The following is a 15,039-nucleotide window of genomic DNA, read 5'->3' as shown; positions in this document are numbered from 1 at the left end:
GGTCTTATTCAACGAAAGCTCCCTTTTCTTGAAGACTTTATTTCGAGATGTTCCATGGATTCATTGCCTGGTTGAGCGTCAGGGGTGGTTGGGAAGCCACTCGCTCGTATATTATAGTTACCAGATCATTTCTGGTGGACCTCACTACCTTCTTCCGAGGTATAATGAGGGCAATCAGATGGAGGTGTCGACGCCTCGCTTGAAGCCATGTCTTCGTAGGAAAGAATGACACCTCCCTCTTTACAGGATAATCCGTATAAGCTGGATGACACGTCGTTGTCGTATATCTAACGAGCCTGGATACTTGTAAAGATTCGGAGGAACCCTCCCATCTGGTAATTATTACAGGGCAGGTGGATTTTCTTGTATTATCTCGGCATTGATATTGGGAAACAGAACCATGAGGCTGGTTTAATTGATGAACATGGACAACCGATAGGTAAAACCGTACGTTTCTCTAATTCCAAATCAGGGAGCGACAAACTTCTAAATTTTTTAAATCAACACGAGATTACACCAGATAATTGCGCATGTGGACTTGAGGCCACAGGTCATTACTGGTTATCCGTCTTTTCATTTCTACATAAGCTTGGATTTAAAGTAACCTCGTTCAATCCTCTACAATCCGATGCCTTACGGAATTTTTATATTCGTAAGACGAAAACAGATGAACGAGATGCGTACCTCATCGCTCAGGTTATCCGGATTGATAACCCGGAGGCTACCCCATTTATTGAAGATGACCTCCTTCAGTTAAAGAACTTGGAGCGCCTTCGCTATTCTTTAGTGGACCAAAGTTCAGATATCAAACGAAAGATTATTTCTCTTCTCGATCAAGTGTTTCCGGAATATGAACGTTTGTTTTCCGATACTTTTGGTGTATCTTCTACCGAAGTTCTCCTTCATTATCCTTTACCTGAAGACCTTCTATCTATTGATACAAAAAAACTCGCTGAGCTCCTAAATCAAGCTAGTAAAGGGAGATACGGCGAGCGGCGTGCTCAGGAAAAGGCAGATCAATTGAAAGAAAAAGCACAGGAAAGCTTCGGCATATCCATAGGAGGAGAAGCATTTCGGGTGCAGATTCACATTCTCCTTGAACAACTATCCCTCTTGGACCGACAAATTAGCGAGATAGAAGCATCGCTCATAGAGCTTTCAAATCGCCAGGAGCACTACTTAACTACAATTATCGGTATTAGCGATGTTCTTGCGGCAGCCATATTAGGGGAGATCGGTTCCATCGACCGTTTTGAACGTCCTGAACAACTCGTTGCCTTCGCAGGATTAGATGCTTCTGTACACCAATCAGGCAACTTCCAAGGAAACAGGATGAAGATGTCGAAGAGAGGGTCTCCTTACCTCCGTCGTGCCATATGGCAAGCCGCTTTTGTCGCTAGCTTTCAAGATCCTGCTTTGTCTCAGCACTATAAAAAGCTAAGAAAACGAGGGAAAGCCCACGGAACAGCCGTGGGAGCTGTAGCCCGTAAGCTGACCCACATTATCTTTGCGATATTAAGGGATAAGAAGCCTTACGAGTCTCGCCCGAAATAAAGCCATACAGTAAAGAGCTAAAAGCTTTTAAATGCCTCTTCCAAGAGTGGAGGCAAAAATGCTTCATAAAGGATAATGAAATTTCACTTTACAACCTTGACTTTTTATAGCTGGTCTTTCCTGTGGGGGAGTGGCGAGCTTCCTCGGGCTACCGCCCTGCGGGATCTCGCCGATCTCCTTTCTCCCACGGGAGTCTCGCAGCTTCCCAACCACCCCTTTCATAGTAAGGAGAAACGACCCCTATACCTAGAGGAATTGTTCCTTCCCCATATTAAGGCAGGCATAAAGTGCTCTGTATCAAGCTTATAAATTCTGAATGCCTGCTGTGGAGAGGGTATATGATCTACTTTCCTCAGTCATTCAAGCTGATTGTTTCAGTAGTGATTTAGAGAATCTGCCATGGCTAAGGGGCGGAGGGGGATGGCGAGACTCCTGCGGGAAAAAAGTGCAGGGTGAGACCCCGCAAGGCGTTAGCCTGAGGAGGCTCACCGCGCTCCCGCGGAAAGCGAGCTATTCCCCGAAGCCCCTATTCACAACACAGAAGTCTCGAAATCAAGTCTTCAACAATCCTGCCATTTAGTTAAAGACTCCGTTTCGAAATAATAATCCAACAAGATTCATTGGTTACATCGTGAAAGGAGATCATCTAGAGGTTTCAATAACTGGAATAAATTCCCTTTTATTATCCTGTCATTCATTGTCACTTCAATCTGTTGATGCAAATATCAACACTAAACTTTAACAGAGCCTACTTTTAAATATTCGATCATTTCCGAAGAAAAAGCCCTCCTTCTTCTATCAACGGTGGATATAAAAAAGACAATCTGTATGAATGACAGATTGTCTTTCATTTTGTTCCTATCCTTCATCATTACAATAAGTTACGAATGTGAGCGGCAAAGTCCTCGCCGGCTAATGTTCTCTTCCCGCCTCCCTGGACAAAATTCGGTTTACCTCCGCCTTTTCCATCAATGAGAACCATAGCTTGTTTAGCGACTTCATTCATGTTGCGCTCGACCGCTTCTCCACAGGCAAGGACGAACTGCAGCTGGTCCTCCTGCTCACTAACCAGGATCATATAGCTGTCGGGCGATTCACTTATGATGGCTTTCCCCAAAGTCTGCAAGGCCTTGATTGCTCGATTTTGGAAAACATGTTGGATGACCTGTTTCCCATTTGCACGAGAGAGGATTTCCTGTGCTTCATAACCGAGAAGTTGTTCTTCCAGTCCAGCGATTTTTTTATCTTTCTCCTTGCCCGCTCTCATCCATTCTTCGATTTCTCCGACAAGCTGGTGCTCAGGCTTTGGAACGATGCGCTTCAAATCTGTCACCACTCGATGCTTTTCCCCGAGTTTCTTGAGAACCCGGTGACCACAGGCAAACTCTACTCGTACCTGCTTTTTGTTCTTCGTCCACCCTAATAACTTAGCGGCCATTACTTCTCCCGTGGTTTGCGGATGGGTCCCCCCGCACCCGTTGTAATCGACCCCTGGAATGATGACTAACCGCGCTTCTTCTTCAACAGCAAGTGATTTACGAAGGGGATAGTTACCTGCTTCTGAAGCAGACATCCACTTTGTTTCTACCGGATGGTTCATGCGGATGATTTCATTCACCCGCTTCTCAGCTTGCGCCAACACTTCTTCCGATAATTCTTCTGCATCCAAATCAATGGTCACTGTCTCACTCCCTAAATGGAAGCTCGTCGTTTTCATGTCGAACTGATCATCAAATACAGCCGAAAGGATATGCTGGCCACTGTGCTGCTGCATGTGGTCCAGACGCCTTTCTTCATTGACTGCCCCGCGGACTTGCTGCTGATCCAGGGATTACTCCTGTTATGTAATGACGGACCTCCCCGTCCACTTCCTGCACATCATTCACAGGAATATCCGCGATTGTCCCTTCATCATGAGGCTGTCCGCCTCCTTCCGGGTAAAAGGCAGTCGCCTCAAGGACCACATACGGACCTCGTTCATCTTCCCCAGTTTTCACTACCTGAGAAAAGAATTCCATTTTATATACATCTTCGTAGTAAAGTTTTCTCGTCATTCTACGTTCCTCCTCTGCATGTCTAAAAGTATCGTAACACGTATGGAAAGCATATGGGGTGGCTATAAAGGCCCTTCTTCATTTCTTGAAATCATGCGATTCTTCAAGGTTTGAGCGTTACTTCCAAGGGGTAACTAAGTCACAGTGTGGACGTGCAGCCCCTTTTTCAGCACGGAATTCATTTGCAATCAAGAAGGTGCTGCAGGTAACATATAAGTTGGCATATTTTACATATTTCTACAAAACCTTACATAAGGAGAGCGAACGAATGAAAAATGTTTCTTTGGTTTTTTGGTATGGTCTGGCCATATGTATACTTTTTGTCCTATGGGGAGTCGTAGGACCAGATCACTTAAAAAGCGTAACCTCATCAGCCACTAGTTTCATATCGACGACTTTCGGCTGGTATTACTTATTGATCATCATGATGATGCTCGCCTTTTGTGTGTATTTGATCTTTTCAAGATTCAATCAGATCAAACTCGGCAAAGAAGATGAAAAACCAGAGTTCAACCTCATCTCCTGGTTTGCCATGCTGTTCAGCGCCGGTATGGGCATGGGACTTGTCTTTTGGACAACGGCCGAACCCATCTCCCATGCTTTCAAAAGCAGTCCGAATGCAGAGATTGGAAGTACGCAGGCGATTAAAGAATCGCTTCAGTTTTCCTTTTTCCACTGGGGGATCCATGCTTGGGCGGTTTATGCTCTCGTAGCTTTGGTGCTCGCCTATTTCAAATTCCACAAAGGGTATCCGGGATTGATCAGTGCTACACTCATCCCCATTTTCGGAAAAGAACGGATGGAAGGTCCTCTTGGGAAAATGATTGATGTCCTATCTGTTGTTGCTACCGTTGTCGGTGTCGCGGCAACACTAGGCTTCGGATCTGCTCAGATTAATGAAGGACTCGCCTTCCTCTTCGACACGCCAAGCAATTATGGGGTTCAACTGACGATTCTGGTCATTTCTACAATACTGTTCATCATTTCCGCCTGGTCAGGCATAAGCAAAGGGATTAAATATTTGAGTAATATTAACCTGGCTCTCGGTTTCGTCCTGATGATTATGCTGTTGATCGTCGGTCCATCTCTTTTCATTTTGAATATGTTCACGGAATCGATCGGAGGGTACATTCAAAATTTCTTCAACATGAGTTTCCGTATCGCCCCCATTGAAGAAGAGAACCGGACCTGGATCAACAATTGGACGATCTTTTACTGGGCATGGTGGATGTCCTGGTCCCCTTTTGTCGGAATCTTTATCGCCCGTATCTCACGAGGACGGACAATCAAAGAATTCATGCTTGGAGTGTTGTTTGTTCCAGCCATTGTATGTTTCGTCTTTTTCGCGGTCTTCGGTGTATCCGCTCTCGACCTCGAACAGCAAGGGCTGGCCGCCATTTCAGAATATCCGATGGAAACAGCCACCTTTGCGATGTTGGAACAATATCCGTTAGGCACACTGATGACCTTCATCACCCTCTTTGTCATCGCTATCTTTTTCATAACATCGGCAGACTCCGCCACTTTCGTCCTGGGGATGTTATCAACAGATGGTTCCATCCACCCTTCCGGTGCGGTTAAAATCCTATGGGGGCTATGTCTATCGGCCACCGCTGCCATCATCGTCTATTTTGGCGGCACCCAAGGACTGCAAAATGTGTTGATTATTGCAGCCCTGCCATTTTCGGCGATTATCCTGCTTATGGGCTTCTCGTTTTATAAATCAGCCAATGCAGAAATATGGTCAAAACGACGCAAAAAGAAACAATACAAGGCCAGCTGAATGTTCCGGCCGCTAAAACCATCTACACAGCCTGCTCATCCATGAGGGGCTGTTTTTCTTTTTACTCCTCACTCCTACCTCAATGGTCTGCTACATATATATGGTACGATAAAGTCGTCATTGAATCCTTTACAATCAATTGAAGGAGTGAAGATATGGCGTTCATAATGACGGGACTGCTTTTGACAGTTGCCGGTTTCCAGGTCCTGCTCTCCCTTGGCTTTCCTTTAGGCGAATTTGCCTTAGGGGGTTCTCATAAAGTATTGCCTGTAAAGCTCCGGATTTTGAGTGCAGGGAACGCGATCGTGCTTACACTTATGAGTTTTGTGTTTTTGCAGCATACATTTGGTTATGTACGATTCGACTTCATCCCTACAACCCTATGGATCTGGATCATTACTGTTTTTTTAGGCCTGAATACCATTGCAAATTTGATCTCACCAAGTCAAAAAGAAAAACGAGTGATGACCCCTCTTTCTGGGGTGATGTTTATCTTAAGCTTATGGATTGTCCTAACTTAAGCTGCCCACCTCCCCTGCATAAAGAAAAAGCTTGGGAAGGTTCCCAAGCTTAAAAATTATATAGACAAGCGGCCGGATAGGTCGTACATACTGTTATCTATGCCCATTTTTTGCGAGAACACATCTCCGAACGGATGACTCACCGGCTTATTGTCTTTCAAACCTACGATTTTTCCAAATTCCTTATTCAACAACAAATCGATGGCATGACCTCCTAAACGGCTGGCCAGCACCCGGTCTCTCGCTGTTGGAGCTCCTCCGCGCTGGGTGTGTCCCAAGACGGTCACCCTTGACTCCATCCCCGTTTCTTGTTTCAACTTATCATTGAGATCGATTCCACTCACACCGCTACCCTCGGCTACGATGATGATGCTGTACCTTTTTTCCCTTGAAGGACCACTTTTGATCTGCTCAATGATAGCAGGAAGATCCTCTTTCTTCTCAGGGATCAGTATATTTTCAGCACCGCCGGCAAGACCGGACCATAACGCCAAATTGCCGGTGTCCCTTCCCATTACTTCAATGATGGATGACTTTTCATGAGAGGACGCCGTATCACGCAGGCGGTCGATGTATTCAATAATTGTATTCAAACTCGTATCAAAACCAATCGTCTCATGAACAAGCGGAATGTCATTGTCGATGGTAGCAGGCACTCCAATGCACGGAAACTCTTTGTCACTAATAGAGGCAGCTACGCGCAAGGCATCTCTTCCACCAATGACGACGAGGGCATCTACTTCGTGTCTCTTTAAGATTTGAATCGCTTGCTCCTGACCAGCATCGGTCATAATTTCCTCACTTTTGTACGACTGAAGAATGGTTCCTCCACGTTGGATAATCGCGCCTACGGAAGCAGCATCCATCTCTTCAAGTTCTTCATCAAATACACCTTGGAAACCGTACTTGATACCGATCATCTCTCTCTCAAAATACAACCCTGACCTTACGACGGCACGCAGGGCGGCATTCATTCCTGGAGCATCTTCTCCACTCGTCAGAACTGCGATTCTTTTCACCATCACCACTCACTTTCCTTATGTAATTCTACGTTGTACATTCTCTACTATTGTAGCAATAACTGGCAGAAACTCAAAAAGTGCTGGAAGCTGCCTCATCATTGCAGCCTCCAGCACTCCTTCATCCTCAACGATATTGTTTTCTACGCACCCACATCGTAGCTGCCCATTTTTCTCCAGTAACAACCGGTGAACCACCGTGCAGCGTCCGTTCATTGATGGCAGAGTCGGAATAGAAATATTCAAAGTAGACGCCCATGCCTTTTTGTGGAGATACAGATAAGTTCATGTGAGGGAAATAAGTTTCGCCGCCCTCCTCCACATCGTTCAAATACAGGACGAGTGTACTAATCCTCGGATTACTGACAGGCTTTGCTTTAGCCTTAAAATAATCATAGTGTGCTTTATATTCTTGCCCTGGTTGATAGTTCAGGATGTGAAGACCTTCTCCATGTTCGACAGGAACATTCATGATTTGCGCCAATCGGTTTTCAATGCGGCTCGTAATATCATCGTCCGGCAGAAACGTGCTGCTGCTTGTCCGGATATCGTTCACTTCATGCTTGGAACCGATTTTCGACCGGTTCATCCGACTTTTAGACCGACGGATCAACTGCTCGCATTCCGCATCACTGACGACGTTTCCCAATATAGCAATCTTTGGATCTTCCATTTTTGCAATAATGGCGACTTCACGATCTGATGTAACAATCCTGCTTCCTGTATGATCGAAAATGGAAGTTTCTTTCACTGTTAATGTCAACTTTTCATCAACCTCTTCTTATTTTGATAAAACGCTTTCATAAAACATATATCCTGTCCGGAATGATAGGATATGAGATATCATATCACCTTTTTACTTTTTATTCTTTATTTTTGATAAAAATTCCATATTTGTTCACATATGATAGAAAAAAGTCCAAAACATTTCTTCAGACCCCCATATAAAGAAGCACCACCACCTTGAATAGAGGCGGTGATGCTCGAAATGATCGGGTTAGCGGCTTTTTTCTGTTTTGTTTTTAAAGTCGAATTTAATCTTGTATTCTTCATCCAGCATCAGGGCTGTGCTGAACGTTTTCTTCCCTTTGAATCCTTTCAAAACTTTCGTTCGCTTTTTCTCACACAACGTTTTGATCATATTGGCTGTGAGCGTTTTTCCGGCGAGTCTTTTCGGAAAACTCACCTTGCACCCCTTTTTGTATTCAGAGCATGCATAGAATTTGTACCGGTCCATGATGGAGCCTGTTCCGCATGCCGGGCATTTGGCAATTGGTGTATTCCATTTCTTCTTTTCACCGGTATCTCGGATTTGAACTTGTTGGATGGAATCTGGAGTTTCCTGAATTAGTTTTTCAATAAACTGGCTCGTCTGCTTAATGAACATCTGTTTCGATCCTTCTCCGCTTCCGATTTTCTTCAAATAGGATTCCCACTTAGCTGTCATGGAGGGACTGGACAACAGCGTTCCTTCGATAGCCTCGCACAGTGTAATCCCTTTAGCTGTGACATAAACATTGTTCTTTTTCACTTCGATGTACTTTTGCGCCTTAATTGTTTCGATGATGCTCGACCGGGTCGCTTCCGTTCCGAGACCTTCGACTTCCTTGAGGATTTCTACATCTTCTTCATCATCCATCAGTTTTCCGCACGTTTTCATCATGTTGATCAGTTGGCCTTCCGTATACGGTTTCGGGGGCTGCGTCATACTTTCTTTGATATGAAGGCGAGCGCCTACCTCTTCCCCTTTTTCGACATTTGGAAGCAGTGCATCTTTCTCCTGCTTCGCTTTCGAAGGCTTCGGAAAAAGTTCTTTCCATCCTCGATGCACCTCTCTCCGCCCCGTCGATTTGAAAGGAAGCTCGTGCACATGAGTGAATATCGTCGTTTCTTCATAGACGTAGTCGCTATGGAACATCGCAAGCGTGGTGGCCATCACTTCGGAATAAATATTATGTTCTTCACGACTCAACCCGTTGAGCTTCTTTTCTGTAGGGACCGTCTTCGTCGGGATGATCGCATAGTGTTCCTGAACTTTCTTACTGTCGACATACCGTTTTCTGGGTTTTAAAGTGATTGGAGTAAACGACACATTCAGTGTATCCTGATAAGACTTCAAGTTGTTCACCAAATAAGAGAATTCACTCTCTGTAATGTAATTACAGTCGGTTCTCGGATAGGAAACCAGTTTCTTCTCATAAAGCTTCTGCATCGTCTTCAACACCTGCGATGGCGTGTATTTCCAACGACGGTTCGCGACACTTTGCAACGTGGACAGGGAGTGCAGCTTCGGTGATTTTTGATGTTTCGTCTTTTTGTCTACACGCTGGATCGTCCCCTCGTCATCTACCTTTTCTTTCAGTCCATGCTGATCCATCAGCGCCTGTACTTTCGCTTTATCCTTCTCTTTAATTTCAGCCAGACCCTTATAGGAACCCGCCTCCGATTGGAAAAGGCCCTCGATCTGATAGAAAGGCTCGGAGACAAAGTCTTCAATCTCCTTATGTCGCTGGTATATTAAATAAACCGTCGGCGACTGCACACGCCCGATTGATAAGTAACTCCCGAAACCTTTTTTCTGCAAATGGAGAGTAAATAGGCGGCTGGCATTGATCCCTACCATCCAATCACTGATCTGACGGGCTTTCGCTTCATCAAACATACGCAAATCTTTTTCATTGTTTTGTAGATTTTTAAAGCCTTTACGCACTTCGTCTTTTTCCAGAGAATTGATCCACAAGCGCTGGACCGGCTTCCCCTTCACACCAGTCAACCGGAGGATACTGTAGAAGATATTCGATCCTTCCCTGTCCACATCAGCAGCATTGATGAGGACGTCTGCTTGCTGGAACAAGCGCTTGACCTCTTTAAACTGCTCCCACTTTCCTTTCGATACCTTTTCCAGAAAGCGATCCGGAACAATCGGGAGCTGATCCAGCTTCCACTTCTTCCATTCCGGCTTGTAATCATGCGGTTCTTTCAATTCCACCAGATGACCAACGCCCCACGTAATCGTCGCCCCAGCCGGGAACGTATCATCCGGTTTCAATACTATATACGTTTTCGTTTTTTCCTGTACTTTAAAAGCCTCTGCATATGCTTTTGCCTGAGAGGGTTTTTCCGCTAAGATGACCACTTTCGTCATGGTCTCCCCACTCCCTTCGTTGAACCCCAAGAGTACTATGCACAGAAGCGTAAAGCAAGAGGTTGACGCCGTACTTTTGTTCGTTGGCGCGCTGTGCTGAGTCTTTCACGCGACTCACTCAATCTTTAACGAGCATAGCATTCATTCATCCAGTATAAATTCCGCTTTCTTAGTTGAACCTCTCGTTCCCTTACTATAAGCGCTTAATAGTCGGTACACCACATGACGGGAGTTCACGTTCAGAAAGTCCCGCGCTTATGACTTTTTACGATCAGCGCGGCATACTCAGGTAAGGCTCGTTCATGAGCATCCAGCGAGGTATGAGAACAAGCGGGACAGGCCCATTTCATTTGGGCTCTCTTCATTGAATACCTTTCACACGCTGGGCATCTGACGCCTTTTTGCAGATCGGATGGATGAATAGTAAATCGTGTCAAAGTCGATGGGAATCTGAAATCCAATGTGCTGTTTCACCCATTCCGCCAGCAGCTGCTTTTGGCGTTCGGCCTGCTCGATAGGGTCCTGGAATTCTTCTGTGCCGCGGCGCATTTCTTTCATTTGTCTATGGATGTAAATCTGGCCGATCCTATTTTCAGCTTCAATGATCAATTTAAAGGACGGGAATATCATCACCGTGTCCATTTGGAAAAAGTGGTGGTCATCATGGATACAGAGGTCTTGAAGCATGGAATGAGGACCTTTCAAATAATGAAGATAAAAATCAAGAGATTGCTCGCCTGACCATCCGGCTCGCTTAATCGATAGAATTTCTTCTAATGGAGAGATTGCAGTGCAGCAGCATTTCTGAATGGGTAATATCAGGTGGGACGACGCGGGGGTTTATTATCATGTGTTTGCTCTTTCCTCCCTTATTAAAAACGCCAGCCCCTTTAATGTCCAGAAAAAAAGAGACCCAGAACGGGTCTCTTGGCTTCCACTATTTAAAAGTCGACGTCTTGACCATAGTATGCCGCAACAAATAGTTTCTTCATTTCTTCCACAGATGTTTCACGTGGGTTCGTTCCCGTACACGGATCTTCCACTGCGTTTTTCGCCATCGTATCGACGTGTTCGTTGAACAATTCTTCAGAAACACCAAAATCTTTCAAGGTATTTGGTACTTCCATTTTGCGGTTCAACTCACGGACCCACTCAATGAGCGCGTCTACTAATTCTTCATCGTTCTTCCCTTCAAGACCAATTCTTTTAGCAAGGGCAGCAAAACGGTCTTCGACTACATGGCGGTTGAATTGTATGACGTAAGGAAGGTAAATTCCATTGGCGCAGCCATGCGGTACTCCGAAGGTCGGTCCGCTTTTATGTGCCAGGCTGTGCACATTACCAAGGACGGCATTAGAGAATGCCATGCCTGCCATTGCTTGGGCGTAGTGAACTTTTTCACGACTGTCTTGATCTCCTTGATACGAAGAAAGAAGGTGTTCTCTTAAGAGTTCAGCTGCTTCTTTCGCAAGAGCATCCGTGAACGTCGTTCGTGGTTTGGCTACATAGGCTTCGATGCTGTGTGTGACGGCGTCCATCCCGCTATAGGCTGTCACGCTCTTCGGCATGGATTCAACCATGACTGGATCGATGATCGCCATGTCCGGCGTCAGCTCGAAGGTGGCCAGCGGGTATTTCACGCCTGTCTCTGAATCCGTGATAACAGAAAGGTTCGAGATTTCAGAGGCCGTACCACTTGTCGTTGGAATACCGATAAATCTTGCTTTCGAACGAAGTTCAGGAAGTTCAAACGGTTGGGTTGCCTCTTCAAATGAGAGATTCGGATGTTCATAGAACAGCCAGAAGGCTTTGGCAGCATCCATCGGAGAACCTCCACCGATTCCGATGATCCAATCCGGTTCAAACTCATTCACTGTATCCAAGTGTTCCTTCACAAGATTTGTGGAAGGCTCTTCTGTGATACCTTCAATCAGCTTCGTTTCGATATTCGCTTCTGCAAGATTTTTTTCGATGATATCGAGATTCCCATTTTCCTTAACAGAACCTCCACCAATTACAAGCAAAGCTTTTTTTCCTTCTACAGATTTCAATATATCAAGAGCATTTTCACTAAAATAAATGTCGCGCGGAATTGTAAAACGGTTCATAACAATGATCTCCTTCTGATGATTTTTGGTTACATTCGGGAATATATCCGCTATGAACATCATCAAAACTCCCTGATGGGCTCCTCCTACAAATCCAGTCCTTTCGTAACCCATCTGTCTCGTGCAGGAGATGAGCTCCAGAATAGGTCTTATGGTAAGATATGTAGGTCAGCACTATCAATCAAGAATGGAGCATCCTTTATGGTACAACTTGCAAAAAGAGGATACACCCTGTTCATAAGTTTATATGTCATTATGCACTTTATTGTTTACTTCATAGGTGGAAACGTGCTTTCCACGACCCTTTCACTGGCAGGGCTGGCGGCGTTTGTACTGGGATATTTCTTCCTGCCAATGAAGCAGGCAGCCATATCGCTCCTCCTGCTCGCCATTGCTATCGTGGTTCACCTCTCGTCGGGGACTTCAATTATAGAGGGGACGGCTTCCGGCTTTACCGTTATGAGCGGACTGATCTCCCTGTTGCTGATCGTCCCGACCATCAGCTGGGTACTGGAAGAAAAACCGTACATTGAATCCGTCATCAACTTCGCTCAAAACCTGCTCAATACGAGTCGGAAGTTTTACTTTGGAATGATGGTGATCACACAAATCATTTCCTACTTTTTACTATTCGGTTCGATTCCGATGGTTTACGGAATGATCAACGACTTTTTGAGCGATCAAAAAGGAGAAGCCTGGGAGAACTACAAAGGGACCGCTTTACTGCGGGCGTTTTCTTTAACGACGATGTGGGTGGTAAGCATCCCCAGCTTCATTTTCGCTGTCGATGCCCTCGGCGCGTCTTTAGGCTTATCGATTCTGCAAGGTTTCTTCTTATCTTTCGCCGGAATCTTATTATCCGTGCTGTTCTCTCATTACCAAGAGCGCCATTATGGTGTTGATCTTACGGCAGGAATTCAGGATCAGCTGGCGAAAATCGCTGAGCAGAAAAAGCAGGAAACCAAAGGGAATAAAGATGCCCTGGAATTCGTCCTCCTTTTTGTGACACTGTTCGGTTCCATCTTCCTGCTCAATGCCTTTTGGGACGTCCAGCTGCTGCTCATCATCCCGATCGTCATCGTAGCCTGGGTGATTCTCTATTTCATCATCCGCAAAAGAAGCAGTGCCATTACGGAAAACGGCAAAGCCTATGTTATGGAAAGCATTCCAAACAAAGCCCAGCAGTTTTCCATCCTGCTCTCAGCAGGTTACCTGATCCACGCGGTGAATGAGTCGGGATATGGAGAATATATTATCGATGGACTCTTCTATGTCACAGACGCCGTACCGTTCCTGAACTTTTTATGGGTGCTTCCTTTTGTCGTCATTATCCTTGGATTCATCGGACTCGGACCATTGACAGTCATCGTACTTGTCTCTGGAATTCTGCAGGGAGTGGACCTTCCCTATCCGCCGGAAATCGTTGTCCTTGGAATCACATCAGGTAGTGTCATATCAATCATGGTATCTCCACTCATCCTGCCCTCGATCATCCTGAGTTCTGTGAATCGTTTAAGTATCATCAAGAACGGTCTCTTATTCAACTATAAATACGCCCTGGCTTTTTATGTGATGGTCCAAATATACCTCCAGCTTTTTGTACTGTTGTTTTTATAAATCGATAAGGTTCCGACACGCCATTTACCGTCATCCTAGGTTAATCTTCATATGAGAAGGTGTGCCTGGATGCAGGCACACCTTTTCTCTCTCACAAACGAATCCTTCCACAGAAAGGATATGAACCTAGGTGTATTGAATAAGATGAAGAAGATACGTGGAATTCATGATCAATGAGGAGGGAATCGATGAAAACGAAACAAACGTACATTGAGGTGGATCCAGGCATTGAGATTTTCGTTGAAGAATCTGGAACCGGCACCCCGCTTGTGTTCATCCCGGGCTTTACGTTTACGACCGAAGTTTTTACTGAACAAGTCCGTCACTTCTCGAAAACATATCGCACGATCGTGATCGACCCGAGGAGCCATGGCCGTTCAACTATGACGGTCCACGGGAATGATTATGTCACCCACGGGCTGGACTTAAAGAAAGTCCTCGAAGCCCTGAACGTTGAGAACCCGATTCTCGCCGGCTGGTCCTTCGGATGTTTGACTGTGTGGGAATACATCCGCCAATTTGGAACAGATGACATCAAGTCCCTCATCCTGGTTGATATGCCACCGAAATCCCTATCCTTGAATCAGGAAAATGATTGGGTGGAAGGACCGCTCGATGATATGGCCGCTGCCTACACGAACTACCTCTGTCACCCTCAAGGTCAACGGGAATTCATAGCCGCCTATGCCAAAGGAGTGATGGTTCAACGTGAATTAACAGAGGAAGAGTTGACCTGGATCGTTGAACAATCCTTGAAAACCCCATACTATATCGCAGCCAACTTATTCTCTTCCGGTTTGTTTTCGGATTATCGAAAAGAAGCTGGCCAAATCAGTGATGGGATTCCTACGCTTTATGTGATTGCAGAACACTGGTCGGAGACAGCATCCCCTTATCTTAAAAAGTTGGCCCCACGCGCTTTTGTTAAGACGCTTGGCGGCCATCTCATGTTCTGGGAGCATAGTCAAACGTTTAACCAAATGGTTCAGAAGTTCTTGGAAGGAACCCCTGATTCCTGAAAAAAGAGGCGCCTTCCTTTCACGAGGAAAGCGCCTCTTTTTTCTATTGGCTCTGTTAAAGTTTAGTGTTGATATTACTGCAAAGAGGAACTTCTAATTTTATGGAAGTTTCTCTTTTTTATATAGTTGGCTTATTCAACTAAAGCTCCCTTTTCTTGAAGACTCAGCTTCGAGATGTTTGTGTGGGAGTTAAGGGCTAGATCAGGGTCTCGAAACCCT

At 45.3% G+C, this 15,039-nt stretch carries 12 protein-coding genes; 5 read left to right on the top strand and 7 right to left on the bottom strand.

The genetic code is table 11. The annotated features are described in order from the left end of the window. Positions 1 to 363 precede the first annotated feature (363 nt). Entirely contained in the window at positions 364 to 1,554 is a 1,191-nt protein-coding gene (locus ACXADE_RS02615) for an IS110 family RNA-guided transposase (RefSeq protein ID WP_474978960.1), read from the top strand. A gap of 871 nt (positions 1,555 to 2,425) precedes the next feature. Here the strand turns inward: ACXADE_RS02615 and ACXADE_RS02610 are convergent. Both ACXADE_RS02610 and ACXADE_RS02605 read right to left on the bottom strand, forming a co-directional pair. Beyond that, positions 2,426 to 3,328, bottom strand: a complete 903-nt coding sequence (locus tag ACXADE_RS02610; RefSeq protein ID WP_474978959.1) for an alanyl-tRNA editing protein — start codon at positions 3,326 to 3,328, stop codon at positions 2,426 to 2,428. 19 nt (positions 3,329 to 3,347) lie between these two features. Beyond that, a complete protein-coding gene (locus ACXADE_RS02605) occupies positions 3,348 to 3,608 on the bottom strand; it encodes an alanine--tRNA ligase-related protein (RefSeq protein ID WP_474978958.1) in 261 nt (86 codons plus the stop codon). 268 nt (positions 3,609 to 3,876) lie between these two features. Between ACXADE_RS02605 and ACXADE_RS02600 the strand changes: the two genes are divergently transcribed. Continuing rightward, positions 3,877 to 5,391, top strand: coding sequence for a BCCT family transporter (locus tag ACXADE_RS02600; RefSeq protein WP_474978957.1), 1,515 nt, complete (start codon positions 3,877 to 3,879; stop codon positions 5,389 to 5,391). A gap of 155 nt (positions 5,392 to 5,546) precedes the next feature. Then, complete coding sequence (locus ACXADE_RS02595; protein WP_474978956.1) at positions 5,547 to 5,912, top strand: hypothetical protein; 366 nt, start codon at positions 5,547 to 5,549, stop codon at positions 5,910 to 5,912. A 56-nt stretch (positions 5,913 to 5,968) separates the two neighbouring features. Here the strand turns inward: ACXADE_RS02595 and ACXADE_RS02590 are convergent, their stop codons facing one another. The 5 genes from ACXADE_RS02590 to ACXADE_RS02570 all read right to left on the bottom strand — a co-directional run bounded on the left by ACXADE_RS02590 (position 5,969) and on the right by ACXADE_RS02570 (position 12,184). Beyond that, complete coding sequence (locus tag ACXADE_RS02590) at positions 5,969 to 6,931, bottom strand: ATP-dependent 6-phosphofructokinase (protein WP_474982181.1); 963 nt, start codon at positions 6,929 to 6,931, stop codon at positions 5,969 to 5,971. Positions 6,932 to 7,058: 127 nt separating this feature from the next. Next, positions 7,059 to 7,694 carry a 2OG-Fe(II) oxygenase gene (locus tag ACXADE_RS02585; protein WP_474978955.1) on the bottom strand — a complete coding sequence of 212 codons (636 nt, stop codon included), beginning with the start codon at positions 7,692 to 7,694 and terminating at the stop codon, positions 7,059 to 7,061. A gap of 234 nt (positions 7,695 to 7,928) precedes the next feature. Beyond that, a complete protein-coding gene (locus ACXADE_RS02580; RefSeq protein WP_474978953.1) occupies positions 7,929 to 10,076 on the bottom strand; it encodes a type IA DNA topoisomerase in 2,148 nt (715 codons plus the stop codon). 375 nt (positions 10,077 to 10,451) lie between these two features. Next, positions 10,452 to 10,835: a nuclease-related domain-containing protein gene (locus ACXADE_RS02575; RefSeq protein ID WP_474982180.1), complete on the bottom strand. Its 384-nt coding sequence runs from the start codon at positions 10,833 to 10,835 to the stop codon at positions 10,452 to 10,454. Between the two features lie 182 nt (positions 10,836 to 11,017). Then, on the bottom strand, positions 11,018 to 12,184 hold the full coding sequence (locus ACXADE_RS02570; RefSeq protein WP_474978952.1) for an iron-containing alcohol dehydrogenase: 1,167 nt from the start codon (positions 12,182 to 12,184) through the stop codon (positions 11,018 to 11,020). Between the two features lie 201 nt (positions 12,185 to 12,385). Here ACXADE_RS02570 and ACXADE_RS02565 point away from each other — a divergent pair, with 201 nt between their 5' ends. Next, positions 12,386 to 13,801, top strand: a complete 1,416-nt coding sequence (locus tag ACXADE_RS02565; protein WP_474978951.1) for a hypothetical protein — start codon at positions 12,386 to 12,388, stop codon at positions 13,799 to 13,801. Positions 13,802 to 13,989: 188 nt separating this feature from the next. Further along, positions 13,990 to 14,820: an alpha/beta fold hydrolase gene (locus ACXADE_RS02560; RefSeq protein ID WP_474978950.1), complete on the top strand. Its 831-nt coding sequence runs from the start codon at positions 13,990 to 13,992 to the stop codon at positions 14,818 to 14,820. The last annotated feature ends 219 nt before the right edge of the window (positions 14,821 to 15,039 follow it).

It is taken from the genome of Halobacillus sp. ABR2_026 (assembly GCF_056158545.1).
Note: the sequence above shows the minus strand (reverse complement) of the source record. Positions and strands in the feature narration are given on the sequence as shown.

What these genes read in the sequence shown, in the direction of transcription:
- ACXADE_RS02600 (WP_474978957.1), top strand. Translation starts at nt 3,877, where the DNA reads ATGAAAAATGTTTCTTTGGTTTTTTGGTATGGTCTGGCCATATGTATA.
- ACXADE_RS02605 (WP_474978958.1), bottom strand. Translation starts at nt 3,608, where the DNA reads ATGACGAGAAAACTTTACTACGAAGATGTATATAAAATGGAATTCTTT.
- ACXADE_RS02565 (WP_474978951.1), top strand. Translation starts at nt 12,386, where the DNA reads ATGGTACAACTTGCAAAAAGAGGATACACCCTGTTCATAAGTTTATAT.
- ACXADE_RS02580 (WP_474978953.1), bottom strand. Translation starts at nt 10,076, where the DNA reads ATGACGAAAGTGGTCATCTTAGCGGAAAAACCCTCTCAGGCAAAAGCA.
- ACXADE_RS02610 (WP_474978959.1), bottom strand. Translation starts at nt 3,328, where the DNA reads ATGCAGCAGCACAGTGGCCAGCATATCCTTTCGGCTGTATTTGATGAT.
- ACXADE_RS02560 (WP_474978950.1), top strand. Translation starts at nt 13,990, where the DNA reads ATGAAAACGAAACAAACGTACATTGAGGTGGATCCAGGCATTGAGATT.
- ACXADE_RS02570 (WP_474978952.1), bottom strand. Translation starts at nt 12,184, where the DNA reads ATGAACCGTTTTACAATTCCGCGCGACATTTATTTTAGTGAAAATGCT.
- ACXADE_RS02595 (WP_474978956.1), top strand. Translation starts at nt 5,547, where the DNA reads ATGGCGTTCATAATGACGGGACTGCTTTTGACAGTTGCCGGTTTCCAG.